This window comes from Glaciimonas sp. PAMC28666, from assembly GCF_016917355.1.
Lineage (GTDB): Bacteria > Pseudomonadota > Gammaproteobacteria > Burkholderiales > Burkholderiaceae_D > Glaciimonas.
This window is the reverse complement of the sequence record NZ_CP070304.1, coordinates 3,579,786-3,604,570: the sequence shown is the minus strand read 5'-3', so window position 1 is coordinate 3,604,570 and position 24,785 is coordinate 3,579,786. Positions and strand designations below refer to the sequence as shown.

The window sequence follows — 24,785 nt, the reverse complement described above, 5'->3', positions numbered from 1 at the left end:
CGCATCGCTTCGTGTGATGCCCTACTTTGGATATTTCGCTATTGCTATAATTTTTGGTTTTTTGCTATGCTTCTTTTTTCCTGCTGATGCCTCAGGCAAACTCATCGTTACGTCGCGTCGTTCTGCTGGTATCGGACTACATGCTTCACATGCTGCGAACCAAAGGACGCCCGCACTAGCCTGAAAAATCAACGTCAAGTGCCGTCACGGCGCGCTGATACACGCGTCCTTCTTCGATGACTAAACGCCCCTCTACAAACCAACGGACGGCCCGTGGATACATTTGATGTTCCAACGCCAGCACTTTCTCTTCTAACGAGCGCACCGTGTCGTCATCCGTCACTGGCACTACCTCTTGCAAAACGATCGGACCATGATCGAGGTCTGCGGTCACAAAATGCACCGTAGCCCCATGGACTTTAACACCCATTGTCAGTGCCTGAAGATGTGTTGCCAACCCGGTAAAACTTGGCAATAAGGATGGATGGATATTCAGCATTCTGCCAGCGTAGTGTTGTACAAACGGTGCCGTCAAAATTCGCATGAATCCAGCGAGTACGACCAGATCAGGTGAAAACCGGTCTATCTCGCGTCGTAACGCGGCATCAAATTGGGTGCGGTCCGCATAGTCTTTATTCGAGACTACCGCAGTTGGAATGCCTCGCGCAGCGGCAAAGGACAAACCACCGGCATCGACCCGATTGCTAATAACAGCAGCAATTTTGGCTGGCCATTGTTCAGTTTGTGCTGCCCGGACGATGGCTTCCATGTTACTGCCACGCCCAGAAATAAGGATAACGATGCTTCTCATGGCGCGCATTGTACCCGCTACACAGAATCTTAGGCGCGTTGACATGCAAAATGGCACGCAAAATCCTCTCGAAATAGCTCAGAAAGAGACAAAGCTGCCGCTTCCGTCCAACTTGAATCCGTGGAGCGGTTTTCATCAATTTTTGCTTATTTTTATTACTAAAAATGCAATCGCCACTGCCGCGTAATATCACTGAAAAGAGTAAAACACTCGGAAAGCGACCTTCTTCTCGGCCCAAAACTCAGCACTATCCCGGAATACGTCGAGTAAGATTTCTCGTGCTTCCTTATCGAATTTTTGCGTGTTTGGCAACTGTTCAATCACGATGATGAAACCTGGCTGCGGACCAGCCTTGAAAGCAAGATCGGTCAAACAATCGGCAAGCGCATCGAAATTCTTGCCAAAATGCTTAGGAAAATAAAAGGCTTGTGCGATCTTTGAAAGCACCTGTTGTTTGGTCATTGCCTCTGCGCAATATGCGTACAGAAAATGCTGCCCGAGACGCACCGCCTCGGCCTGTAGTTCAGTCACGCGAAATGCACGAATAGATTGCACTACGTTTGGCGGCACAGTTTTAAACAAACTCATTTTTCCCTCAACTTAAGCAATGATAGGTGCAATTTAAGGTTGAAATCAGCCTCAGCCTGGGTTTGGATCTTTACTTGATTACTCCTTAATGCGCCTGAAAGAAGCATAATGGTCGTCGGTATAATAAAATCCGCCCCACGCATTCGCTCCGCCCGAGATCAGTCGACGCGCGCCACGACCTCTGGATAGCGGCGTTTTTACGGTAAACTCATGGTAATAACCACGCTTCTGTTTTGGCAAAAGTCCCTCATAATTTCCAAACACGACGCCATCTTTGGGGTAAGGGAACGGTCCTCCTTGCTTGATAAGAACCAGCGTTTGCTGGGCCTCCACCGGAAGTTGCGATACGGCAATTGTATCCACTAGCAATGGACTGCGGGCAAAAACTTGGACCGCAAACAACAAACCAATAAGGAACAACGCCCACTGTGGAAATAATCGCGCTTTTCGCGAACCCCTGACAAAAAAGGAAAGATCAGCCAATTTTAATGTTGCTTTATTATTCATAGTTCAACTTCTTCCGAAGTAAGCAATAGCGCTAAGTTTGACGGCATTGATTCCACAGAAACCAAAACAAATACGGCCAGGTCAGCCTACATCAACCCAAATCAACCCAAATCAACCCAACTCAACCCAACTCAACGCATCAGCGCAAATCAACTTTGAAGACCATCCCGTATAAAGTGTGCTGATGCTCTGCCAATGTCGATACCCCTGCCCCACGCTCGACTTCCATGCTTTTCTTCTGTGTTCACCTGACAGCGCATCCGTTACCGGAAAAGACCCGACAGGTTTGCCAGAAACAAAAATTTAAAGGAATACATGAACCACATCCAGGCTTCTCAGGACTCGTCAGTCATTCGACCGTTGATCGGCAAAAAAATTCACCACATCTTCACGGCGCGCATAGGTATCTTTTTGCCCCATCTGAATGAGTTCGCGGGTGTAACCGGATTCAAACAATAAATAAGACGCCAACGTAGCCCCGCGCAATTCGGTCGCTCCTATACCCCCTAACAATGCACGAATGGATTTTGGGAGACTACCGATATGGCGAATAGCAATGTCGTCGATTTGCTCTGACGGCGAGATAATCAACATTTCAATCGGCTTCAGCGGCGTTTGCTCGCGCTGTTCGTCAGTGAGAAATGATAACGTATGGTTGATGCGCTCAAGCCGCTCGATATCGACGGCGAGGCCGTCCAGAAAAATACTCGATAGCGCATGTCCGGCAATTTGCGCCAGACTCGGATAATGCGGAAATAACGGGACCTCGGTTGGCGGTTGCATCATTCTGCCAGCGCCCACCACCAATACCTTGCTTGCCCCAAGATGAATAGCGGGAGAGATCGGCGCTAGTTGCCGCATCGAGCCATCACCAAAATATTCACGCTGGCCCTCGCAATAAATGGGTATAGCTGGAAAAATAAATGGAATCGCAGCCGAGGCCAGCAAATGTTCCACGCCGATCTGGTCCCTCACCGCACGCCGTTGGCTGCGCGTCCAGGACTGTATTTCGTGCGCGCTTTGGTAAAAGGTGGTGTGCAAACCGGTGCTATACGAAGACGTCGTGACCGCCAGCGCTTTCAGGCTGCCGTTGGTCAGCGCAGCATCCAGCCCTTTTAAATCTAACGAACGATGTAACAATGTCACCAATGGGGTATTGTCGAGCAGAGAACTTGGCGGATGTGCGTGCCATTGTCGTAGTAACCAGCCAAACGACAGCAACGAAAGCCAACGCGCTCCCGACCGCAACACGCTTAACGAGTCGGCCCGATACACGTGCCCGACGCTGAAATGACGCCATACTTTTACGAGGTTACGGACGCCTGCAGCAAAATCATCTGCCCGACACGCCAAAGCTGTGGCGTTAATGGCGCCAGCCGAAGTCCCGCAAATGATATCGAAGGGATTCCGCTCTGGTGCCCATCCTTCATCCCGCAAAATGGCAGAGACTGCATCCAGAACGCCAGCTTGATAAGCTGCACGCGCCCCGCCTCCGGTCAAGATAAGACCCACATTTTTTCTGTTCGTCATGACGCCAAGCTTAACAGGGCAACGCATCGCTAAGCGTAGGATTGCTAAAACTAGAAATTTCGCAATCTGTCCGCGCTGAGATTTCCTGTGAGACCGTCAATGTGAAGGCCATACCAGGAACCAAAACGATGCTTAAATAATCACCTCAGCGTGACCAAAATTTTTCACGGACCGTCGTTATTGAAGGCTGACCTCAACGCGTCTGGCTTCGGCGTTGCCGCCACTACCAGTTGTCATTTCAGGCTTTTGTAATATGATCCGGTCTTCGGCGATGCCGCCCATGAGCAAGATTGCCTTGATGCTCATAGCCCGTTCTTTCGCTATCTCCGCGTTTTTGGTGGCGTTACCGGTGGCGTCATGAAAGCCCTTCAACACCAATTTGGTGTCGGGCCTCGATTTGGCGGCTGCGATAATCCCCATTAACTGATCTGCGGTGCCAACCGGCGCATCGCTTTTTCCTTCCGCAAAACGAATTACCGTGGTATCGGAGGGCGCGGCAAGTGCTCCTGTGACATGACCAGTGGCAGCAGGAACCCCAGCGTCGGCACTTCCGCTGACGGCCGGTGCAACCACCACAGGCGTCACCACCACTGCTACCACTTCTGCTGGCGCTGTTCCACCGCTTAGCAGATTTGCTCCTCCCATCGGCAAGATCGGCACCAATAATAGAGCCACGATATTGATAATTTTGATGAGCGGATTAATCGCCGGTCCGGCTGTGTCTTTGTATGGGTCTCCCACGGTGTCGCCGGTCACGGCTGCCTTGTGTGCTTCAGAGCCTTTGCCGCCGTGATTGCCATCCTCGATATATTTTTTGGCGTTGTCCCAGGCACCACCGCCTGTCGTCATTGAGATGGCGACAAATAATCCGGTGACGATGGTCCCCATCAACAGCCCGCCCAATGCCGCCGGACCCAGAATTAACCCGACCAGAATCGGCACTACGACAGGAAGAAGCGACGGCACGATCATTTCCTTGATCGCCGACGAGGTCAACATGTCCACGGCCTTGTCATATTCTGGCTTGCCCGTGCCATCCATGATCCCTTTAATATCACGGAACTGCCTGCGCACTTCGACTACCACAGCGCCAGCAGCCCGACCAACCGCCTCCATTGCCATGGCACCGAACAAATATGGAATAAGGCCGCCAATAAACAAGCCTACAATCACCAGCGGATTCGACAGTTCAAAGGCGGTACTATTACCGACAGAATCAAGTGCATGGGTGTAATCGGCGAATAAGACGAGTGCAGCCAATCCGGCCGAGCCGATCGCGTAGCCTTTGGTAACCGCTTTGGTAGTATTGCCAACCGCATCAAGTGGATCGGTAATTGCGCGCACCGAATCCGGCAAACCTGACATCTCTGCAATTCCGCCAGCGTTGTCGGTGATGGGTCCATAAGCATCAAGCGCAACAATAATGCCTGCCATCGATAGCATCGCGGTCGCAGCAATCGCTATCCCATACAGGCCAGCCAACCAGTAAGACGCAAGAATCGCTACGCATACCGCCAGCACCGGATAGGCGGTGGATTTCATCGAAACGCCGAGGCCTGCAATAATATTGGTGCCATGGCCGGTGGTCGAAGCTTCCGCAATGTGCCTTACCGGTTTAAAATCGGTGCCGGTGTAATACTCCGTAATGTAGACCATCAGTCCGGTCAGGACGATACCGATCAGCGCTGATCCCATCATTGGCAGCACCATCGGCGGTGGCAATAACAACCAGGTGACGATCGCGAACCCAATCAGGCTAAGAATCGCTGCCCACCACAATCCGGTGTACAACGCTGACATAATTTTCTTGCCGGGCTTGGCTTTGACCATCGAGCATCCCACAATGGAAGCCAGAATCGAAACGCTACCAAGCATCAGGGGATAGAGCACCGCCTGTAATTCAAATCCTTTAATAAGGAGCGACCCTAACAGCATGGTGGCAATCAACGTCACCACGTAAGTCTCAAACAAGTCCGCTGCCATACCCGCGCAATCGCCCACATTGTCGCCCACGTTATCCGCTATCACCGCCGGATTGCGTGGGTCATCTTCGGGAATTCCCGCCTCGACTTTACCCACCAGATCGGCACCGACGTCCGCGCCTTTGGTAAAAATTCCGCCACCTAATCGTGCAAAGATGGAAATCAAAGAGGCACCGAACGCCAGTCCGATAAGCGGTTTCAGGACGTCGTGCAGCGACATGTCCGGACGACTAAAAAAAGTAATCAGCAACAAATAAAATATCGTCACACCGAGCAAACCAAGGCCGACCACCAGCATTCCGGTGATGGCGCCGCCACGAAAGGCCACGTCGAGTGCTTGATTTAGCCCTTTGGTTGCGGCTTGCGCAGTCCGCACATTGGCGCGTACCGAGACGTTCATTCCGATAAAGCCACAGGCACCTGACAACAAGGCGCCAACGAGGAAACCGATCGCCGTGATCAATCCGAGTCCTGGAATAAAGGCAATGACAAGGAACAGCACCACGCCGACAATGGCGATGGTGCGGTACTGACGGGCCAGATAGGCTGCAGCGCCTTGTTGAATAGCCGCGGCGATTTCCTGCATGCGCGGGTTTCCTGGATCCTGCTTTAAGATCCAGCTGCGGGACACCATTCCATATATCACAGCAATAACGCCGCAAGCGATCGCAAACCATAGACCAGATGCCATGTTGACTCCTCCTGTTTTTGTACGGACAACCATCACAAAGTAAACAACCACATTCCGTATGAAGGGGCTCTGCCACTGGGCGGAAACACACCTATCAACAATTCATGTGTACTGAAAAACTTTTTGTTGCCCTTTTATTTTCAGAAGTCGGCCTGGGCTGGGCCTTCCAAAACTAACGGTTCCTGGTTTTCATCCAAATAATGTGACGCATTCTCGAACAGATCTTTCCACTCAACGACGTTGTGCTTTCCCGCCCGCTCTGACGTCCACTCTTTGTCGGTGAGCTGACTAGCGCGTTGCCGGAACAACTATGCTTAAATTCTGTTGATGATCTTTACATAAAAAAAAAGCGGACACAAGGTCCGCTCTTTTTTACGCCTCCAATGCCTTGAAGGCACTGTCACGGATTTGATCAACCGGTCCGACACCAACAATTTTGCGGTATTGCGGAGCACCAGGATTGCCTGACTTGGCCCAATCACCGTAATACTTAACGAGAATTTCAGTCTGCTCGTGATAGACAAAGAGACGTTTTTGAACGGTTTCGACTTTGTCGTCGTCGCGCAGGATCAATTCTTCGCCCGTAACATCATCAATCCCGTCGACTTTTGGCGGATTGAACTTGACATGGTAAGTGCGACCCGAAGCCTGGTGCACACGTCGACCGCTCATACGCTCAACGATGGCTTCGTCCGGCACATCGATTTCGAGCACATAGTCGATCGCCACGCCGGCTTCTTTCATTGCGTCGGCTTGTGGCACGGTGCGGGGAAAGCCGTCAAACAAATAGCCATTGGCGCAATCGGCCTGCTTCAAACGATCTTTAACCAGGCCGATGATGATGTCGTCAGATACCAGACCGCCCGCATCCATCACTTTTTTCGCTTCAATGCCTAGCGCAGTTCCTGCTTTGACCGCTGCACGCAACATGTCGCCGGTCGAAATCTGCGGAATGTTGAATCGTTCTTTTATAAAGGTTGCTTGCGTGCCCTTTCCGGCACCGGGCGCTCCTAGAAGGATAAGGCGCATAGTTGTAGTCCTAAGGTGAGTTTGAAATTTTTTTGATGACGCTCATTTCTGCATTTTCAACGCTAACGTACTAGTCTTAATTTGAAAATCGCAGCGGCGTCATTTTGCAACCATTGTTATACCACGCTAACTTTGCATGAAACTTACCACACAATTTTAGAAAACAGCACTCTAACGGTGCGGTAGCGTGATTTTCTACCTATCCAATCCACCTCGATGCACCTTTTTTATGGTTTTGGGCGCTCTTGATGGCGCGCACTGCCGATAAAAAGAGCAAGCATAAAGGGGATATCGAATAATCATAGCTTAGCTTTAACCATTGCGGCGGCCAGTGGCCATCGCAACCCGCACGATAACCGGTCAACTCTTAAAAAATTGCCGCACGCGCTCCAGATCTTCTGGCGTATCGACCCCGGCAGCCGGCGCGCTCTGTGCGATATGCACTGCAATCGGATAGCCATGCCACAGAACGCGAAGCTGTTCCAGCGCTTCAATCTGTTCGAGTGGCGATACCGCCAACGTCGGATAGGTTTGTAGAAACGCATGGTTGTATGCATATAGTCCTATATGCCGTAACGGCAGATAGTCATTTGGGAATGCCTGTCGTGACTGCGCAAATCCATCCCGATGCCAGGGAATAGTTGCCCGGGAAAAATACAGCGCCCGACCGGATTTACTCACCACTACCTTCACCACGTTCGGATTAAAAGCATCGGCAACACACTCTATGGCGTGCGCCGCAGTTGCCATCGGAACGCCATCGACGATCTGCGCGGCAGTGGCGGCGATTAATTCCGGATCAATTAATGGTTCATCACCTTGCACGTTTACCACGACCGCGTTATCGGCTAAGCCCAAACCCGCTGCCACTTCCGCGATCCGATCTGTTCCGGAAGGATGATTCGGACGTGTCAAACGCACAGTGATTCCGTGCTTCTCGCAGGCAATCAGAATATCCGCGTGATCCGTAGCGACAATGACTTGCGCCGCGCCTGAAAGTGCCGCCCGCTCAGCGACGCGCACAATCATCGGCTTACCGCCAAGATCAGCCAAGGGCTTGTTGGGCAATCTGGTTGAGGCCAATCGGGCAGGAATAATGACAGTAAAGGACATTGACGATCTTTTATAGGGGCTATCGGATGGAATTCTTCCGTAAGTAGTCTGTGAGACTGTTCGAGGAAGTCATTCAAAAAACGGTGCAATTCAGTGCAGTGCAAACGCCACGTAAAGGCTACTTACTGGACTATTCGGCAGACGATGCAAAAAATGCAGAGTTAAATTCAGGCGGCCGGCAATGAGGGATCACGCTCAGTCACCCCGATATCTGCCGCATTATGTAGTTCTCGCGCCTGATCTGCCCACATAATGGGAATCCCGTCACGAATCGGAAAAGCGAGCCTGTCGGCGTTACAAATTAATTCCAAAGCTTTTTTATCATGCTGCAAAGGCCCTTTACAGATCGGGCAAACTAAAATATCAAGCAGTTGGGTGTCCACGGAGTTTCTCCACAATTTGTTGTATCAGCGCGACGTCAATCTGCGCGGTCACGGGTACGACCCACAAACGAGGGTCGTTTTTGATGATTTCGATTTGACTACATTTTACTGCATCCTTTTCGGTGATCAGTATGATCTCTGCATCTACCGCTGCAAAAGGATTCACAGAAAAACCGTAATGATCCGGCAGAGATAAGGATTCAAACACCAACCCCATACCGGACAGCATGTTAAAAAAGCGTTGCGGGTTGCCAATTCCGGCAGCGGCCAGAATACGAGGGGCCGGCAGACTGTTAGAGAGATCGGCTATTCGGAGAGTCTGTGACCGGTCTCCAAGGCGTTCGGCCATCTCTCCCGCCAACTGCATCCTGACTGCGGTGCGCGGTAACGATGCGGGCAAAGCAACGGCCGGTTCCAGATTTACCACCGTAAAATCTCGCGGACGGGAGGTCGCTTCGCGTAAAGGCCCGGCTGGCAGCAACCAGCCATTTCCGTTTCCACGGCTATCGAACAGGACAATCTCGATGTCGCGTTGCAATCGATAATGCTGTAGACCATCGTCGGATAAAATCACATTGACCTGCGGATTCACCTTCAACAATGTTTGCGCTGCTGCAACGCGGTTTTTACCCACGACGACCGGACATTGCGCGCGCAGAGCGATTAATAGAGGCTCATCACCCACTTCTGCGGCGATCGATCTGGCCGAAACCGCGCGCGTTTCAAGCTCGGAAGCGACGCCATAACCGCGAGAAATCACGCCCGGCGTATACCCTGCGAGTCGCAAAGCTTGCACCAGCCAGATAGTTAACGGCGTCTTACCCGTGCCGCCGACGTAAATATTGCCGACTACAATGATAGGAACCGGCAAACGGGTACTCGCACGCCAGCCATTGAGATACATGAAGCGACGCAGACCGGCGACACATCGAAACAGCAATGATAAGGGCAATAGGGCGCAAGCCAGCGGACCCCGTGCTTGCCAAGCCGCAGTAAGTACTGATTCGGTAGTGCTCCGCTGTCGAGTCAAATCTAATAACCTGCTAAAAAAATTAAAAACCACCATCTCAGAAATCAAAAAATGGCGCTGCCTCAATCATAAACGACCGCGCGCCATTCCGTGATACCAAAGGATCGCAAAGGATCGTGAAAAGGCTAAAAATGTGGAGGATTACCGCATTACGATCAAAAGACAGTCAGACTTCATTCGTGGCAACGCCTGGCTTCCACTATTCGCCGCGGATTTGCTACTTATGGGTGCCGGCCTGCGCCGCAAAGGTCACCTTCTCGAATCCGGCTAAACGCGCGGCTTCCAGAACATTAATCACAGTTTGATGCGGCGACATCGCATCCGCATTGATGACGATAACCGGAGTTTCCTTCGATTTGTGCGGGTCGCTTTGCGCCGCCTTACGCAGATCCTGCGCTAACGCCTCGGCATCTTTCGACGCCACCTGCTCCTTGTTTACCGCATACTGGCCTTGCGCCGTTACCGCTACGGTAATGCGAAACGGCTCTGCCGCGATCTTCCCCGCATCCGCGGTCGGCAGCGTAATCTTCAGCGTGGTCAAATTACTATAGGTAGTAGTCACCATCAAAAAAATCACGATCACCAACAATACGTCAATAAACGGAATCAGATTTATTTCAATTTCTTCGCGTGCTCTGCCTTTGCGAAAGTTCATACCTGATCCCTTTTCATTCATGCCCTCTTACTTTGACCGTGGTTTCGCGCCAGGATTGGTTTTCATTGTACAAATCAATACACCTGATCGCAGCAACACGTCGCAAGTCATCTAGCGTCGTTCACCATGGACGATATCGACAAACTTGATCGCCTGCTGCTCCATATCGACAATAAAGCTGTCAATCGTGGCACGGAAGTGGCGATAAAATACCAGCGCAGGCATCGCGATGCCGATGCCGAATGCCGTGTTATATAGCGCGACTGAAATTCCATGTCCCAGTTGTGCAGGATCAGTGCCAGCGCCGTTGGTCGACCCAAAAATTTCAATCATTCCCACCACCGTGCCAAACAAGCCCATCAACGGTGCAAGCGAGGCAATGGTTCCAAGTGTTGTCAGGAATCGCGCCAAATCGTGCGCCGTCGCCATGCCGGCTTCTTCTATTGCCTCTTTCATCATGTCACGCGGCGCGTCAACGTTACGTAATCCGGCAGCCAATACACGCCCCAGGGGAGAATTATTTTCCAGATTATCGACTACGTCAGCGTCGACGCGCCCGTTGTGATAAACCCTGATCACCTCCTGTAGCAACTGCGGGGGCAAAATACGAGGACGTCGTAAATAGACTAAACGTTCGATAATTAAAGCCGTTGCGATCACAGAGGCGCACAACAATAACCAGATCGGCCAACCTGCAGCTTGAATAATGGCAAACAAAACAACTCCTTGTGAGGAATGCAGACTACGCTATCCCATGGAAAGCAGCGGATGCAAAGAAAGCAGAATGTAAACTGTTGCAGCCAAGTGAGCAACCCCACGAAAATTGTAGGGTTAAATTTTTATTAGCCGCAATATCGCGCAAAATTCGCGCAAAAGTTTCTCACAGTTTATGTGTGTAAGATTGTGGATAAGTATGCTCCCAGGAAGGGAAACCATTGATTTCAAAGGGTTTTTTATGCCTGCATTAAAAAAGTGCAACTTAACAAGCTTTCGCTAAGAACGTTCTTATATATGATGGAGAAAGTTCTCCACAGTTTATGTGGATAACTTTGTGAACAACTTAACCCCCGTGAACCTAAGCGTTTGATTTTGCTCGACTTTTTCGAACTGTTCAAAGTAAGTAAAGACCACAGATTTTTCTCTCCTCGCAGGTTCTCACGCGATAAAACAGACCAAATTTCCTAATGTACGATAGCCCAAAAGACAGCTTTAAATTGAACGCTCCTACGCAAAAATAGTTATGCACAGAATTTGTGGATAACTTTGTGCATATCAGCACTGAGATGTGATTAAGTCTTTGATTTAACGGGGTTTTCGCTCTTTGTGTAGCAATGCTACAAAAGCCCGGTTACGTTATCGATAAGCCGATTGTCTCGACAGCCAACCAGGCAACGCTCAGTAAATAAATTCTCAATTATTTGCACGTGCGCATTACTTTCACTCCTTTTACTTATGCACAGTATTTGTGGATAACTTTGTGTACAACGTACCTTGTAGCTAGTTAAGCCTATGATTAACAAAGAATTTTTGCTGTTGGGCGATTCAGTTGCAAGAACGAACAGGCGCTCTTTCCTAATTTATAGCCAGAAACCTCAAGAAGTCGCGCAAGTGAGATCTTTTTCACAATAAATTAGCCAACAATCAGGAACGCAACCCAAACCCGTATTTGCTTGTGTAATATGGTGACCACCGTCGCTTTTGGTAAGAACAAAAGTGAATCGCACGAAAAATATCGGTCCGAAAGATGAGCGGTATTAATCAAAGTATTCTTCAAATGTATTACACCGGAGTATTCATCGAGAGATAGGCCAGATATCAATTCCGGCTTACCTGGACCGCCAGCACCAACCTTTTCAATCAATGGGGATACTCATGAAAACTTTTCATTGTGACAAGTGCAGACAGCAGGTCTTTTTTGAAAATACTTTATGCTTTAGCTGTGGCAGCACGCTCGGGTATCAACCCGAACAACGCGCGGTAAACAGCTTCGAATTAGCAGACGACGGGAATTGGCGCAGCCTCAATTCGGTGGATGCCGGTCGCCTCTATAAACAATGCAGTAATTATGTCAATCAGCACGTCTGCAATTGGATGCTGGATGCGGGTGATGAAAACGACTTTTGCGCCTCATGCCAGCTGACAGTCATTATTCCTTCCTTATTAAACGAAAAGAACCATGTTTTCTGGCACCGCCTTGAATCGGCCAAACGCCGTCTTCTTTACTCTCTCTGGTCATTGGGTTTGCGCCCGGTTTCAAAGCAGGTAGACGAAGAACGCGGTTTAGCTTTCCAATTCCTGGAAGATGGCCTGAGCGAAGAACCGATAATGACCGGTCATGACAACGGCTTGATTACGATCAACGTTGTGGAAGCCGATCCCGCCGAGCGCGAGCGCACTCGGGAGCAGATGCACGAAGGTTATCGTACTCTGCTTGGGCATTTCCGCCATGAAAGCGGACATTATTTTTTCGACCGTTTAATTGCCGACAGCCATTGGGTCGATAGCTATCGCGAACTTTTCGGCGATGAGCGCCAGGACTATGCCGAGTGCCTTAAGCTGCATTATGAACAGGGAACACCGCCAGACTGGGAAAAAAACTTCATCAGCGTCTACGCCAGTTCGCATCCATGGGAGGATTGGGCGGAAACCTGGGCACATTATCTGCACATGATCGACACTTTGGAAACCGCCCATGCCTGCGGTCTATCGCTCAGTCCGCCGAAGGACGCCGAGCCGGAAATGGTGATTACCGCGCCACCTCTCAAAATTGATTCATTCGAAGAAATTATCGCTAACTGGTTTGCCTTGACCTATGTGCTGAACAGCTTAAACCGCAGCGTCGGCACACCCGATTCTTATCCCTTCAAACTATCGACGCCGGTGCAAGACAAATTGCACTTCGTTCACAAGGTGGTGTTGGCGCAGGTTGCGTTAGCCAAGGTGGATGTGGAGGCTGGGCCTAAGTCCGCGTCGGACTCTGCGTCTGAATCTGAACCTGAGTCCACGCCCAAGCCTAAGTCTGAGTCTGAGTCTGAGTCTAAGCCCAAGTTCAAGTCTGAGTCCAAACCGAAATCTGAGGCCAAGGCTAAGCCCAAGGCCGAGGCTAAGCGTGAAGCTAAGCCTAAGTCCAGAGCGAAGGTAAAGGCGGACGCGGAGCCTGCGGTCGTTCCGCCTGGCATTTAGTTATCCACAGCGTCAAGTTATCCACAGAAATTGTGGGTAACTTTGTGTACAAGGTTGGGAAAGTGAACCTAAGTGTTTGATTAAAATGACTTTTGTGGGACTGGATAATTCAGACGCACTGTGAATAATAATGAACGCTCACCATGGCTACATGCATTCAGGAGCGCTGATCAAATTTGCTTGCAGAATTTTCCACAGTTAATGTGGATAACTTTGTGCGTAAACAGCTACGAAGATAGTTAAGTTATTGATTTAAAGTATCATTTTGCGGCTGCCTACTGGAATAGCATATCGGTCCTTAATGCGGGCTGTTGTCGGCTAGCCATGCGGTTTCGACACCCTCGCTTTTCAGGAACTCCTCTCCGCCGCATTCGCTTTTAGATCGGGTTCTTGCACAAGACCAGGCGATCTCCACTGGATATCGCCGATATAATGGCAATGAACCGACGCTAGTGCTTGTTACCTCATTATCAGGGCATGCAGTGTTTACATTTTAGTCATACATTAATAAATAATCACAGAAAGTCCTGATGCTTTTCGCCCCACCCGTCGGCACCGCACCCGTACTATCCGTCACCGCGCTGAATCAGGCCGTGGCGCGCATGCTGGAACGCAGCTTCCCTCTCACATGGGTTTCCGGCGAGATATCGAACTTTACCAAGGCAGCGTCCGGTCATTGGTATTTCACACTTAAAGACGATGGCGCGCAAGTGCGCTCAGTGATGTTCAAGGGACGGGCCCAGCATGCAGGATTTATCCCGCGCGAGGGAGACAAGGTTGAAGTCCGCGCATTGGTAACGCTCTACGCGCCGCGTGGTGACTACCAGTTAAATGTTGAAGCGATCCGGCGTGCTGGCGCGGGCAACTTATACGAAGCATTTTTGCGCCTGAAAGAGAAACTCAACGCAGAAGGTTTATTCAACCCTGAAAGCAAGCGCCCTATTCCCCAGTTCGTCAGATGCATCGGCGTAGTCACCAGTTTGCAAGCCGCGGCACTCCGCGACATTCTCACCACTCTGGCGCGCCGGGCACCGCATGTGCGCGTCGTAATATACCCGACCCCAGTGCAAGGCGAAGGCGCTGCAGAAAAAATCGCTCGCGCCATTCATACAGCATCAGCGCGTAATGAGTGCGATGTCCTGCTGGTCTGTCGCGGTGGGGGTAGCATCGAAGATTTATGGTCATTTAATGACGAAGGTGTCGCCCGGGCAATTGCCGCGGCCGCGATGCCGGTGATTTCCGGCGTTGGTCACGAAACGGATGTCACGATTGCGGATTTTACCGCCGACCTGCGTGCCCCAACCCCAACCGCCGCCGCCGAAATGGCCGCCATTCCACGTAACGACTGGCTCTCATTCCTGGCCAGCCATGCCGCTGATATGACACGTGCAGTCCGGCGCCAACTGGGTGAAACCGGCCAGACGCTCGATTGGTTGACGCGTCGCCTCGTCAGTCCCGCGACCACAATCAATCACGAACGCCTGAAACTGCAGAGCTTGCAAACCCGCTTGATGCATGCAACCACTATTCCCCTAAGACAATCGCGTTACACCCTATTGCATTTGCGCACCCGCTTGTCGACGCAATTGCCGGACACACGGCGCTCAAAGACCGTGCTTCTAGATCAGAGTCGCCGCCTTGGCAGCGCACTTTTGAACCAGAACAAACAAGGTCGGGTCGCACTGTCCGCGCTAAATTCCCAGCTTGAATTGCTAAATCCACAACGAACATTAGAACGCGGCTACGCCATTGTGACCAACGCCAAAGGCGCTGTTTTACGCACGCCAAAGGAACTCCTGCCACGCCAAATCGTCACAATACAGTTGGCGGAAGGCAGTGCGAAAGTCGGTATCGATAGTGTCCAGCCAACGTTCGATTAGCATTGCCATACACAGACGACAATTGAATTCGTCCGATTGCTGCATGGATTAGATAAGCGCTTTACAATAACGCCCTTGAACCTGTGAAATTCCTGTCGATAGATAGCGCAGAGGCCCTCCAAAAGCGATCAGGGTGAACAAGATGATGCCGCAACAAAAAACCGCACTTTACAAAAAGTCGGAAAGCATCTCGGCACCTGGATTGTTCTATGTAGTCGGTTTAAAAGCGAATTTAAATTTATCCTGTGCGAGGTACAGGATAAAACAGGCCGTAACAGGGTCTTAGTAGCCCCATAAAACTTAGAAAGGACACACCATGGCATACACACTCCCTCCCCTCCCGTATGAACTCGATGCATTGGCCCCCCACATTTCCAAAGAAACCCTGGAATTTCACTACGGCAAGCATCACCAGACCTATGTGACCAATCTGAACAATCTGGTTCCGGGCACAGAATTCGAAAACGCGTCACTTGAAGATATAATCAAAAAATCTTCAGGCGGCGTCTTCAACAACGCAGCGCAAGTCTGGAACCACACTTTCTACTGGAACAGCTTGTCACCAGATGGCGGCGGCGCACCTACTGGCGCTTTGGCCGATGCCATCAACGCTAAATGGGGTTCGTTCGACAACTTCAAAACAGAACTGACTAAATGCGCCGTTGGCACATTTGGCTCAGGTTGGGCATGGCTGGTGAAAAAGACGGACGGCTCGCTTGATCTGGTTTCGACTTCTAACGCAGCAACACCACTGACAACCGATGCAAAACCACTGCTGACCGTGGACGTGTGGGAACATGCGTATTACATTGACTATCGCAATGCCCGTCCTAAATATCTGGAAGCATTCTGGGCATTGGCCAACTGGGATTTTGCCGCAGCAAACTTTGCTTAATTTAATTGTTAAGTAAAAATTGATGAACCAGGTCGGGTAGCTAATTTAGGTGGCTGCGTTGGTAGCTTAGTAGGTAGCTAAATAGGTAGCTAAGTAGACCACCTGAATTAACGAATTAAACGCACCTCGTTGATCCAATAAAAGCCGACTTCCGAGTCGGCTTTTTTACATTATTTTTTCCTTGTGCAGGAAATGGCGCGGTACAGATCAACTTATTCAGGGGGATAAACTGATGTCGCTCTCGCCATACCAACGGTTCATGTCCATATAACCGATAACCACGTCCCCTTGGTCAATCCTGTATGCTTGATGTACGGAGGAAATACTGCCTATGGATTTCAACTTTTTATCCGAGCTACATGAGGGCCCGTTACGTTCAGGTCTGATCGTTCTGGTCACCGCCTTGTTAGCCTGTCTGCTGGCCCTTATCCTGCATCGTGCTGGTATTTTTTTATTGCGGCGTATAGCACGCAATCGCCCCTTTACCACCAATGCCACGATCATCGCATTTCGCGCAAGCCAGGTTTGCATGTTGTTGTTCGCGGTCCGTGTGGTGTTAACCGGCGCTTCCGAAGATACGCCATGGCTACTGCCGCTTTCCTACCTCACTTCAATCGGCCTCATCCTCGCACTGACCTGGCTCGCGATGCAATGTATCAAGTCCGTCACCGTCACGGTGGTCAATCGCAATCCCGCCGATGCTATCGATAATCTCAAGGCCCGTCGGATACTGACGCAAACCCGGGTACTCGCTCGCAGCGCACATTTTATCGTCGGGCTGCTCGGTCTCGGTTTTGTGTTGCTGACTTTGCCCGGCGCCAAACAGTTTGGCGCCAGTTTATTAGCCTCTGCGGGAGTGGCCGGATTAGTGGCAGGTATGGCCGCGCGTCCAGTGCTGGGAAACTTTATAGCAGGGCTTCAAATCGCGTTTTCCCAGCCCATCCGAATCGACGATGTTCTAATCGTTAAAGGCGAATGGGGGCGCGTGGAGGAAATTACCGGCACGTTCGTAGTGATCCGCATTTGGGATGAACGTCGGATGATCGTGCCGCTGCAATGGTTCATCGAAAATCCCTTCGAAAACTGGACCCACAACTCTTCCACTATCCTTGGTACCGTATTTTTGTGGCTGGATTTTGTCGTTCCGGTACCGGCATTACGCGTCGAATTTGAGCGTATCTGTAAATCCTCTCCGCTGTGGGATAGCCGGGTCTGCGTGCTACATGTCACCGACGTCAGCGAACGCGCGATGCAAATTCGATTGCTCACCAGCGCTCAGGATTCCGGCACCGCGTTTGATTTACGCTGCAAAATCCGTGAGGAAATGATTACCTTCATTGCCACGCACTATCCACAAGCGTTGCCACGCCTCCGCACCGCGCTTGACCCAGTTGACGTTCAATCTGCCGGATTGAACAACGCTGATGCTTTGAATACGATCATTGATGGACCGGTGCAGCAAAACCGCACACCATCGGATCACGCGTCGTCGACATAGTTTTTTTGATGCTGAGGTTGGCAATATTACGTCGATCCCGGGAAGACGCAACGTGCCCCGGGGCTTTGAACCGCATGTCGACGCAATCGCCGCTGCAATCCATCGCTTAATGAAATAGCACCAAGGACAGCACCAAGCACAGCACCATCCCTTCAGGTTTATCGCCGGATTAACGCCGGATCAACGCGCTCATCACTTTGCATTCATTCGAATAGCACCATCCAGACGAATGACTTCGCCATTTAGATAAGCGTTTTCGATGATTGTTTTTACCAGACCGGCGAATTCCGTCGGCCTCCCCATGCGTGCCGGAAACGGGACAGACTGGTTCAGCGCATCTTGTACTGCGTCAGGCATGCATAACAACATCGGGGTTTCCATAAGACCAGGCGCAATTGTCATCACGCGGATACCGAAGCGTGCCAGTTCACGAGCGACCGGCAACGTCATTGCAACGACGCCGCCCTTGGACGAAGAGTAGGCCGCTTGTCCGATCTGACCGTCGAAGGCTGCGACTGAGGCGGTGTTGATTATTACGCCACGTTCACCATCCGCGTTCGGTTCAGATTTGCTAATTGCCTGCGCGGCAAGGCGCAACATATTAAATGTGCCTATCAAGTTAATTTGAATCACCCGAACGAAATCGTCAAGACCGTGCGGACCTTCTTTACCAATCACCTTTTTGGCGGGAGCGACGCCGGCACAATTGATCAAACCGTGCAAACCACCAAAAACAGCGGTCGCCGCATTCACTGCAGCTTCGGCACTCGCTTCACTGCAGACGTCGGTAACGACAAAATGCGCCCGCGGGCCGAGTTCGGTAGCCAGCGCGGTCCCTGCCTCCTGATTCAGATCAGCTAAAACCACCTGGCCACCCTCTTTAATGATCATGCGTGCAGTCGCTGCGCCAAGGCCGGAACCACCGCCGCTAATGAGGAAACATTTATCTTTAATTTGCATTTCAGGCTCTTTATAAAATCTTGATTAACGCCGAACAGGGCTGGTGAAACAGCATTAGTCTGGCTTAGTCAACTTGACCAGACTGAGCTTTACTCTTTCCTGGCTTTTTCAATTTCTTGATTACGCAGAATAAATCTCTGCAACTTTCCACTCGGGGTCTTTGGAAGCGCGTCCAGAAAAGTAATTTCACGTGGATAAGAATGGGCGGCCAGACGGGTTTTAACATACTGCTGCAGTTCAGCCGCCAGCGCTTCCGAGGCATCATACCCGGAGCGCAGCACCACAAAAGCTTTGACCAACTCGGTTCGCTCAGGGTCCGGCTTTCCGACGACCGCCGCTTCCATCACGGCAGCATGTTCAAGCAAGGCGCTCTCAACATCAAAGGGGCCGATACGATAACCCGCCGAGGTGATGATATCGTCGTCCCGCCCAACGAAACTGATGCTTCCGTCAGCGTTGTTTTGAACTGTATCTCCAGTGCAGTAATAATCCCCGCTCCAGGCCGTAGTTTTCTGCTGCCAATATCCCTCAAACCAGAATAAAGGCGAGCGTCCGCGATCAACCGCCAGTACGCCAGGCTCGCCAACCGGCAGTTCCATGCCGTCATCGTCCAGCACTGCCAGCCGATAGCCGGGCATCGCCGCGCCCGCAGAGCCGGGATGAAAGATATGCGACAAAGCGTGATGATTACACAGCACCATACCGGTTTCAGTTTGGCCGTAATGATCGTAGATCGGAACATCCAGGTGCTCCCGGAACCAGCGGATCACTTCGGGGTTCAACGGCTCACCGGCGCTGCTGACCACCCGCAGCTGGCCTTTGGCAGATGCCGCCGCAGCCTCGCCAGTAGCAATCAGCATGCGATAGGCTGTCGGCGCGCCGGTTAGATTGGTAATCCCATATTTCTGAATTACACGGTAACAACTCTCTACAGTAAAAGGCCCGTCATACAGCGTAATTGCATGGCCCATCAATAACGGCCCTGTCACGCAGTAATACAAGCCATAGGCCCAACCGGGATCGGCGATGTTCCAAAATGCATCCTCCGGGCGCAGGTCAACCGCGTAACGAGTATAGACATAGAATGAAAGCATCGCCCGCAGCGGCACCACGACGCCTTTTGCCGGTCCGGTCGTGCCCGAGGTAAACATCATCATGAAAGCATCATTGCCAGAACGCATGACGGGGGAAAATTCGATAGATTGCCGGTCTAACGCTTCCCAGAAATTATCGTCACCCGCGTCAATCCCGCTGCCTTTTTCATCACTGAAAGTCATCACTGGCGGACAATTGGCAATGTCGTCAAGCTTCGGACGATTGACGGAATCGGTGACAATGAGCCGGGCTTCGCTAGTGTTCACGCGGTGTTCAATCGACTTTGATCCGAATGCGGTAAATAAAGGCTGATAAACGGCGCCCGCGCGCCATGTACCCAATATGGTGATGAGAAGTTCTGGTGTGCGAGGTAACAATCCGGCTACGCGGTCGCCGGGCTGAATTCCTTGCTGTGTCAGGTAATTGGCAAACTTCGCGGAGAGATTCTTAAGTTCAGCAAAGGTATAACGCGTGCCGATTCCATCCTTACTCTCATGAAATAATGCGATGCGGTCCGGGTTCAATATGGCATGACGATCACAACATTCGACGCAAGCGTTAATCCCGGTCTCAAGGTCACCACTTAGCATGTCTGCAATATTTGCGACGTCAAAGTCGGCATAATAGTGCGCGTAGTCGGGAATTTGCAGATCAATGAGGGTATTTTTCTGCCCTGGATTTGATTCGAATTGTGGTGTCGGGATCTGGCCCGCGATCAACTCAGCTGACATGTTTGTTCTCCTTTGATTCACAATGGCGCATACAAGCCGCTCTCGGCATTTTGGCGTTTTTGGCGATGGTAATCGTATTGACCAATCGTATTGACTAATCATATTAACTAATCATCTTAACTAATCATATTGACTAATCATATTGACTAATCGTCTTGACTAAAGTCTTGACTAATATGTATCGACGAAACCATTCCCGTCCGCACCTCATGGTAGTCTAGGTTATTCGTTACACATCAGCCATGTTATATCCTTCCAATCGATGCGACTGAATTTGCAACAAACGCGTACTCCCGCTTCAGTTGAAGGATCGAAACCGACTCTATTTAGTGGAGGATCAGACCAAAATCGCGCAGAATAGGGGGCATTTCCGTTCAGCATTTGCCTGCACAATAAAGCGTAATCGCTTTGTCCGAGACAGTTTACCGATCAATACCATCCCTTATACGTATGACAGACTGGCAAAAAGGCACCATCGGAATTGACCTCGTTCATGAAGCTTTGTCAGCCTTGGTGGCGCAGAACATTGAAACCGAAACATTATTAGCAAAAGCGGGAATTTCACCCGCCTTGCTACACACACCACGCGCACGCGTCACCGCCATCAGCTATGGCCGACTCTGGTACGCGATTGCTCAACGAATTGACGACGAGTTTTTTGGGTTGGATAGTCACGCCATGAAAGTCGGCAGTTTTTCGTTGTTATGTCGCAGCGTGCTGCAAAGCGACAGCCTGGGTCAGGCGCTAGAGAATGGCCTGGCTTTTTTGCGATGTGTACTCGATGATATGCACGGAACGCTCACTACTACCGGGAGTGCGGAGGACACCGATACCAAGGAGCAAGTTGCCGAATTGACGCTGTTTGAATCCGGTCCATCAGCACGTCGTCATCGGATGTTCACCTACGCCACTTTTTTCATTATTATTCACGGCTTGGGTAGTTGGCTTATTGGGCAACGAATACGATTACTGCGTGCTGATTTTCGCTGTGAGGAGCCGCTGTGCAGCGCGGACTATAAAGTCCGATTTTGTGACGACGCCCGATTTGGCCAGGCCCACACCCGAATCACCTTCAATGCCAGCTATCTGGCGCTGCCCATTGTTCAAAACCAGCGCAGCCTCACCGCCTTCTTGAACGAAGCCCCTGCGAACTTGCTGGTCAAATATAGTGATCACGATAGTCTGACCGCAAAAATTCGTCGACACCTTCAAGACACAGCATTAATGGAATGGCCGAACTTTGAAGCGTTGTCACTTCATTTCCACACCACCTCGTCTACCCTGCGCCGCAGACTCAGACAGGAAGGCCAATCTTATCAGTCGATTAAAGATAATCTGCGTCGCGATTTGGCCATCAATCATCTGAGCGGCTCCAGCACAAGCATCGAAGAAATTGCGCTGGCGCTTGGCTTCGCCGATCCAAGCGCCTTCCACCGTGCCTTCAAGAAGTGGACCGGTAACCGTCCCGGCGAACATCGCCGGACGCTATCGAGCCGATAAGCCCGCATCCCGATGAACCAATAAAAATGCCCTCACCGAGTATTTGTCGGGAAGGGCGTTTGAGATTTCAGAGAGATTTCAGACTTTTTGCCGGCAGTGCTTACTTAGCTTCCTGCTTTTTAGAAATAGCGTTCGCTACTACCAACGCGGTCATATTCACCACCCGACGCACTGTTGCGGAAGGTGTCAGGACATGCACCGCCGCTGCTGCACCCAATAATACCGGACCTACCGTGACGCCCTGCCCGCCGGTCATCTTCAATACATTAAAAAGAATATTGGCAGAATCCAGATTCGGCATAATCAATACATTGGCATTGCCGGTCAGCGTGGATTTTGGCAGATACTGCGCCCGAATCGATGCACTCAATGCAGCGTCGCCATGCATCTCGCCGTCAGACTCCACATCCGGCATGCGCTCGGCGAATACATTCCGTGCGGCACGCATCTTTAGAGCGGATGGGCGGGTGCTGGAGCCGAACATCGAATGCGACAAAAATGCCACCTTGGGCGGCACGCCAAAACGACGTACTTCTTCAACGGCCATGGCGGCAATATCCGCCAATTGTTCAGCAGTTGGATCATCGTTCACCGACGTATCAGCGATAAATAGCGTGTGGTGATCCAGCACTAAACCATTCAAGGTAGCGAAGCCGGTCGCACCTTCGCGCAAGCCGATGATGTCGCCAATATGTTCCAGATGACCATCGAAACGTCCCACCAGTCCGCACAGCATGCCATCAGCATCCCCCAACTTCACCATCATGGCCGCGATGATCGTGTTGGAGCGGCGCAGCATCGACTTAGCCATTTCTGGCGTAACGCCATCTCGTGCCTTGAGCTCGTGGTATGCCTCCCAATACTGACGAAAGCGCACATCGTCTTCTGGATTCACCAATTCGAAATCGCGACCCACTTTAAGGCGTAAACCGGCACGCTCAATGCGCGCCTCAATCACGGCTGGGCGCCCGATCAAAATAGGTCGTACCAGCTTTTCTTCTAACGCAATCTGTACCGCACGCAAGACCCGCTCGTCTTCACCTTCAGCGTAGACGATACGCTGCGGTTCAAGCCGCGCAGCTTCAAACACCGGGCGCATGAACATACCGGTATGGGTAACAAAGCGCGTCAATGACTGACGATACGCTTCCATATCCTTGATTGGGCGTGCGGCGACACCGGATTCTTCAGCAGCGCGCGCGACAGCGGGTGCAATGCGGAGGATCAAACGGGAATCGAATGGTTTAGGAATGATGTATTCAGGCCCAAAACGTAGTTCCTGACCGGCGTAGGCACTCGCGACTTCTTCGCTAATCTCCGCTTTCGCCAGATCAGCAATTTCACGCACGCAAGCGATTTTCATCGCCTCGGTAATCCGGGTTGCGCCGCAATCCAGTGCCCCACGGAAAATGTATGGAAAGCATAAAACGTTGTTCACCTGATTCGGATAATCCGAACGGCCAGTCGCGATAATGCAATCAGGACGTGCCGCCAAAGCCAATTCCGGACGAATTTCCGGCTCTGGATTGGCCAGTGCCAAAATGATCGGCTGGGTGCCCATCGTTTTGACCATCTCCGGTGTCAAGACACCCGCTGCGGAACATCCCAGAAACACGTCCGCCCCTTTGATTGCATCGGCTAACGTGCGCGCATCGGTTTTCTTGACATAGCGCTGCTTGGATTCATCAAGCTTATCTTCCCGCGCGGCATGAATAACGCCGCGTGAATCGCAGACAAACATGTTTTCGCGCTTGACGCCAAGCTCGACCATCAAGTCCAGACAGGCGATGGCAGCGGCACCTGCGCCAGACGCCACCAGTTTGATCTCGCCGATCGCCTTATTGACCAGTTCCAGGCCATTCAATAGCGCAGCCGCCGAAATAATCGCGGTGCCATGCTGATCGTCATGAAACACCGGAATGTTCATCCGTTCGCGCAGTTTCTTTTCAATATAAAAACATTCGGGCGCTTTGATATCTTCGAGATTGATACCGCCCAGCGTCGGTTCCAGCGCGGCGATCATTTCGACCAGCTTATCCGGATCGCGTTCGGCCAACTCAATGTCAAATACATCGATACCAGCGAAGGTTTGAAACAAACACGCCTTACCTTCCATTACCGGCTTGCTTGCTAACGGGCCAATATCGCCCAAACCCAGCACTGCCGTCCCGTTGGTAATGACGCCGACGAGATTCGCGCGCGAAGTAAACTCAACCGCCAGTTCAGGATTCTCTTCAATGGCGAGGCACGCATAGGCCACGCCCGGCGAATAAGCCAGTGACAAATCGCGCTGGTTCGATAATGGTTTGGTTGGAACCACCTTGATCTTGCCGCGCGAAGGGCTGCGATGATATTCAAGCGCGTCTTCGCGCAATGTTTGTTCGGCGGGTGACAAAGTCTTGTCTTGGGTCATGATAGGTCTCCAGAATAGGTGAGTTTTGTCTAATAGGCTGTGCAACAGTGTGCTGCAAAATGGACCATCAACTACCGCATCTTGCTAGATGCCGGCACAGCGCTCAAGCGCGTGCACGAAATAATAGCCGATACGGATAGCCGCCACGAAAAAAATTAAAAACTAACGGCAAATTTCTCTCACCTCAGGTCTCACCACAAAACAAAAAGCCTGCAAATTTGCAGGCCTTGCTTATACGCATCTATTTACACACGCGCAGCGTTTCAACAAAAAAGGGAATTCACCCGATCATTTGGGCATTGCGCTCAAGC

The 24,785-nt window shown here is 51.2% G+C and carries 19 protein-coding genes; 5 read left to right on the top strand and 14 right to left on the bottom strand.

What is annotated here, in order from left to right; translation table 11 throughout:
• Positions 1 to 175: 175 nt before the first annotated feature.
• The 11 genes from purN to JQN73_RS15320 form a co-directional block, all read right to left on the bottom strand.
• Positions 176 to 811, bottom strand: a complete 636-nt coding sequence (gene purN, locus JQN73_RS15370; RefSeq protein WP_205319728.1) for a phosphoribosylglycinamide formyltransferase — start codon at positions 809 to 811, stop codon at positions 176 to 178.
• A gap of 189 nt (positions 812 to 1,000) precedes the next feature.
• Entirely contained in the window at positions 1,001 to 1,399 is a 399-nt protein-coding gene (locus tag JQN73_RS15365; protein WP_205319727.1) for a barstar family protein, read from the bottom strand.
• A 78-nt stretch (positions 1,400 to 1,477) separates the two neighbouring features.
• Complete coding sequence (locus tag JQN73_RS15360) at positions 1,478 to 1,906, bottom strand: ribonuclease domain-containing protein (RefSeq protein WP_205319726.1); 429 nt, start codon at positions 1,904 to 1,906, stop codon at positions 1,478 to 1,480.
• 345 nt (positions 1,907 to 2,251) lie between these two features.
• Positions 2,252 to 3,436 carry a patatin-like phospholipase family protein gene (locus tag JQN73_RS15355; protein ID WP_205319725.1) on the bottom strand — a complete coding sequence of 395 codons (1,185 nt, stop codon included), beginning with the start codon at positions 3,434 to 3,436 and terminating at the stop codon, positions 2,252 to 2,254.
• Positions 3,437 to 3,613: 177 nt separating this feature from the next.
• On the bottom strand, positions 3,614 to 6,109 hold the full coding sequence (locus JQN73_RS15350) for a sodium-translocating pyrophosphatase (RefSeq protein ID WP_205319724.1): 2,496 nt from the start codon (positions 6,107 to 6,109) through the stop codon (positions 3,614 to 3,616).
• 372 nt (positions 6,110 to 6,481) lie between these two features.
• Positions 6,482 to 7,138 (bottom strand): adenylate kinase, encoded by a 657-nt coding sequence (gene adk / locus JQN73_RS15345; protein WP_205319723.1) that lies wholly within the window; start codon positions 7,136 to 7,138, stop codon positions 6,482 to 6,484.
• Positions 7,139 to 7,498: 360 nt separating this feature from the next.
• Positions 7,499 to 8,251, bottom strand: coding sequence for a 3-deoxy-manno-octulosonate cytidylyltransferase (kdsB, locus tag JQN73_RS15340; RefSeq protein WP_205319722.1), 753 nt, complete (start codon positions 8,249 to 8,251; stop codon positions 7,499 to 7,501).
• Positions 8,252 to 8,418: 167 nt separating this feature from the next.
• Positions 8,419 to 8,634 (bottom strand): Trm112 family protein, encoded by a 216-nt coding sequence (locus JQN73_RS15335; protein WP_205319721.1) that lies wholly within the window; start codon positions 8,632 to 8,634, stop codon positions 8,419 to 8,421.
• Complete coding sequence (gene lpxK / locus JQN73_RS15330; RefSeq protein ID WP_205319720.1) at positions 8,615 to 9,700, bottom strand: tetraacyldisaccharide 4'-kinase; 1,086 nt, start codon at positions 9,698 to 9,700, stop codon at positions 8,615 to 8,617. The genes JQN73_RS15335 and lpxK overlap by 20 nt, the downstream gene beginning before the upstream one ends.
• A gap of 181 nt (positions 9,701 to 9,881) precedes the next feature.
• Positions 9,882 to 10,319 (bottom strand): biopolymer transporter ExbD, encoded by a 438-nt coding sequence (locus JQN73_RS15325; RefSeq protein WP_205319719.1) that lies wholly within the window; start codon positions 10,317 to 10,319, stop codon positions 9,882 to 9,884.
• A gap of 111 nt (positions 10,320 to 10,430) precedes the next feature.
• Positions 10,431 to 11,036 carry a MotA/TolQ/ExbB proton channel family protein gene (locus JQN73_RS15320; protein WP_205319718.1) on the bottom strand — a complete coding sequence of 202 codons (606 nt, stop codon included), beginning with the start codon at positions 11,034 to 11,036 and terminating at the stop codon, positions 10,431 to 10,433.
• Between the two features lie 1,155 nt (positions 11,037 to 12,191).
• Between JQN73_RS15320 and JQN73_RS15315 the strand changes: the two genes are divergently transcribed.
• The 4 genes from JQN73_RS15315 (at position 12,192) to JQN73_RS15300 (ending at position 17,775) form a co-directional block, all read left to right on the top strand.
• On the top strand, positions 12,192 to 13,502 hold the full coding sequence (locus tag JQN73_RS15315) for a putative zinc-binding metallopeptidase (protein ID WP_205319717.1): 1,311 nt from the start codon (positions 12,192 to 12,194) through the stop codon (positions 13,500 to 13,502).
• Between the two features lie 530 nt (positions 13,503 to 14,032).
• Entirely contained in the window at positions 14,033 to 15,382 is a 1,350-nt protein-coding gene (gene xseA / locus JQN73_RS15310; RefSeq protein WP_205319716.1) for an exodeoxyribonuclease VII large subunit, read from the top strand.
• 316 nt (positions 15,383 to 15,698) lie between these two features.
• Positions 15,699 to 16,277, top strand: coding sequence for a superoxide dismutase (sodB, locus tag JQN73_RS15305; RefSeq protein ID WP_205319715.1), 579 nt, complete (start codon positions 15,699 to 15,701; stop codon positions 16,275 to 16,277).
• Between the two features lie 331 nt (positions 16,278 to 16,608).
• Entirely contained in the window at positions 16,609 to 17,775 is a 1,167-nt protein-coding gene (locus tag JQN73_RS15300; RefSeq protein ID WP_205319714.1) for a mechanosensitive ion channel family protein, read from the top strand.
• A 192-nt stretch (positions 17,776 to 17,967) separates the two neighbouring features.
• On the opposite strand, the gene JQN73_RS15295 is transcribed toward JQN73_RS15300, so the two are convergent.
• Together JQN73_RS15295 and JQN73_RS15290 are read right to left on the bottom strand one after the other, a co-directional pair.
• Positions 17,968 to 18,735, bottom strand: coding sequence for an SDR family NAD(P)-dependent oxidoreductase (locus tag JQN73_RS15295; protein WP_205319713.1), 768 nt, complete (start codon positions 18,733 to 18,735; stop codon positions 17,968 to 17,970).
• An 89-nt stretch (positions 18,736 to 18,824) separates the two neighbouring features.
• Positions 18,825 to 20,420 carry an AMP-binding protein gene (locus tag JQN73_RS15290; protein ID WP_240162582.1) on the bottom strand — a complete coding sequence of 532 codons (1,596 nt, stop codon included), beginning with the start codon at positions 20,418 to 20,420 and terminating at the stop codon, positions 18,825 to 18,827.
• Positions 20,421 to 21,011: 591 nt separating this feature from the next.
• Between JQN73_RS15290 and JQN73_RS15285 the strand changes: the two genes are divergently transcribed.
• Positions 21,012 to 22,061, top strand: a complete 1,050-nt coding sequence (locus JQN73_RS15285; protein ID WP_205319711.1) for an AraC family transcriptional regulator — start codon at positions 21,012 to 21,014, stop codon at positions 22,059 to 22,061.
• A gap of 100 nt (positions 22,062 to 22,161) precedes the next feature.
• On the opposite strand, the gene JQN73_RS15280 is transcribed toward JQN73_RS15285, so the two are convergent.
• Positions 22,162 to 24,474 carry an NADP-dependent malic enzyme gene (locus tag JQN73_RS15280; protein ID WP_205319710.1) on the bottom strand — a complete coding sequence of 771 codons (2,313 nt, stop codon included), beginning with the start codon at positions 24,472 to 24,474 and terminating at the stop codon, positions 22,162 to 22,164.
• Between the last annotated feature and the right edge of the window lie 311 nt (positions 24,475 to 24,785).

Coding starts and splice junctions, on each gene's coding strand:
- purN (WP_205319728.1), bottom strand. CDS start 811: ATGAGAAGCATCGTTATCCTTATTTCTGGGCGTGGCAGTAACATGGAA.
- JQN73_RS15365 (WP_205319727.1), bottom strand. CDS start 1,399: ATGAGTTTGTTTAAAACTGTGCCGCCAAACGTAGTGCAATCTATTCGT.
- JQN73_RS15360 (WP_205319726.1), bottom strand. CDS start 1,906: ATGAATAATAAAGCAACATTAAAATTGGCTGATCTTTCCTTTTTTGTC.
- JQN73_RS15355 (WP_205319725.1), bottom strand. CDS start 3,436: ATGACGAACAGAAAAAATGTGGGTCTTATCTTGACCGGAGGCGGGGCG.
- JQN73_RS15350 (WP_205319724.1), bottom strand. CDS start 6,109: ATGGCATCTGGTCTATGGTTTGCGATCGCTTGCGGCGTTATTGCTGTG.
- adk (WP_205319723.1), bottom strand. CDS start 7,138: ATGCGCCTTATCCTTCTAGGAGCGCCCGGTGCCGGAAAGGGCACGCAA.
- kdsB (WP_205319722.1), bottom strand. CDS start 8,251: ATGTCCTTTACTGTCATTATTCCTGCCCGATTGGCCTCAACCAGATTG.
- lpxK (WP_205319720.1), bottom strand. CDS start 9,700: ATGGTGGTTTTTAATTTTTTTAGCAGGTTATTAGATTTGACTCGACAG.
- JQN73_RS15325 (WP_205319719.1), bottom strand. CDS start 10,319: ATGAACTTTCGCAAAGGCAGAGCACGCGAAGAAATTGAAATAAATCTG.
- JQN73_RS15315 (WP_205319717.1), top strand. CDS start 12,192: ATGAAAACTTTTCATTGTGACAAGTGCAGACAGCAGGTCTTTTTTGAA.
- xseA (WP_205319716.1), top strand. CDS start 14,033: ATGCTTTTCGCCCCACCCGTCGGCACCGCACCCGTACTATCCGTCACC.
- sodB (WP_205319715.1), top strand. CDS start 15,699: ATGGCATACACACTCCCTCCCCTCCCGTATGAACTCGATGCATTGGCC.
- JQN73_RS15300 (WP_205319714.1), top strand. CDS start 16,609: ATGGATTTCAACTTTTTATCCGAGCTACATGAGGGCCCGTTACGTTCA.
- JQN73_RS15295 (WP_205319713.1), bottom strand. CDS start 18,735: ATGCAAATTAAAGATAAATGTTTCCTCATTAGCGGCGGTGGTTCCGGC.
- JQN73_RS15290 (WP_240162582.1), bottom strand. CDS start 20,420: ATGCTAAGTGGTGACCTTGAGACCGGGATTAACGCTTGCGTCGAATGT.
- JQN73_RS15285 (WP_205319711.1), top strand. CDS start 21,012: ATGACAGACTGGCAAAAAGGCACCATCGGAATTGACCTCGTTCATGAA.
- JQN73_RS15280 (WP_205319710.1), bottom strand. CDS start 24,474: ATGACCCAAGACAAGACTTTGTCACCCGCCGAACAAACATTGCGCGAA.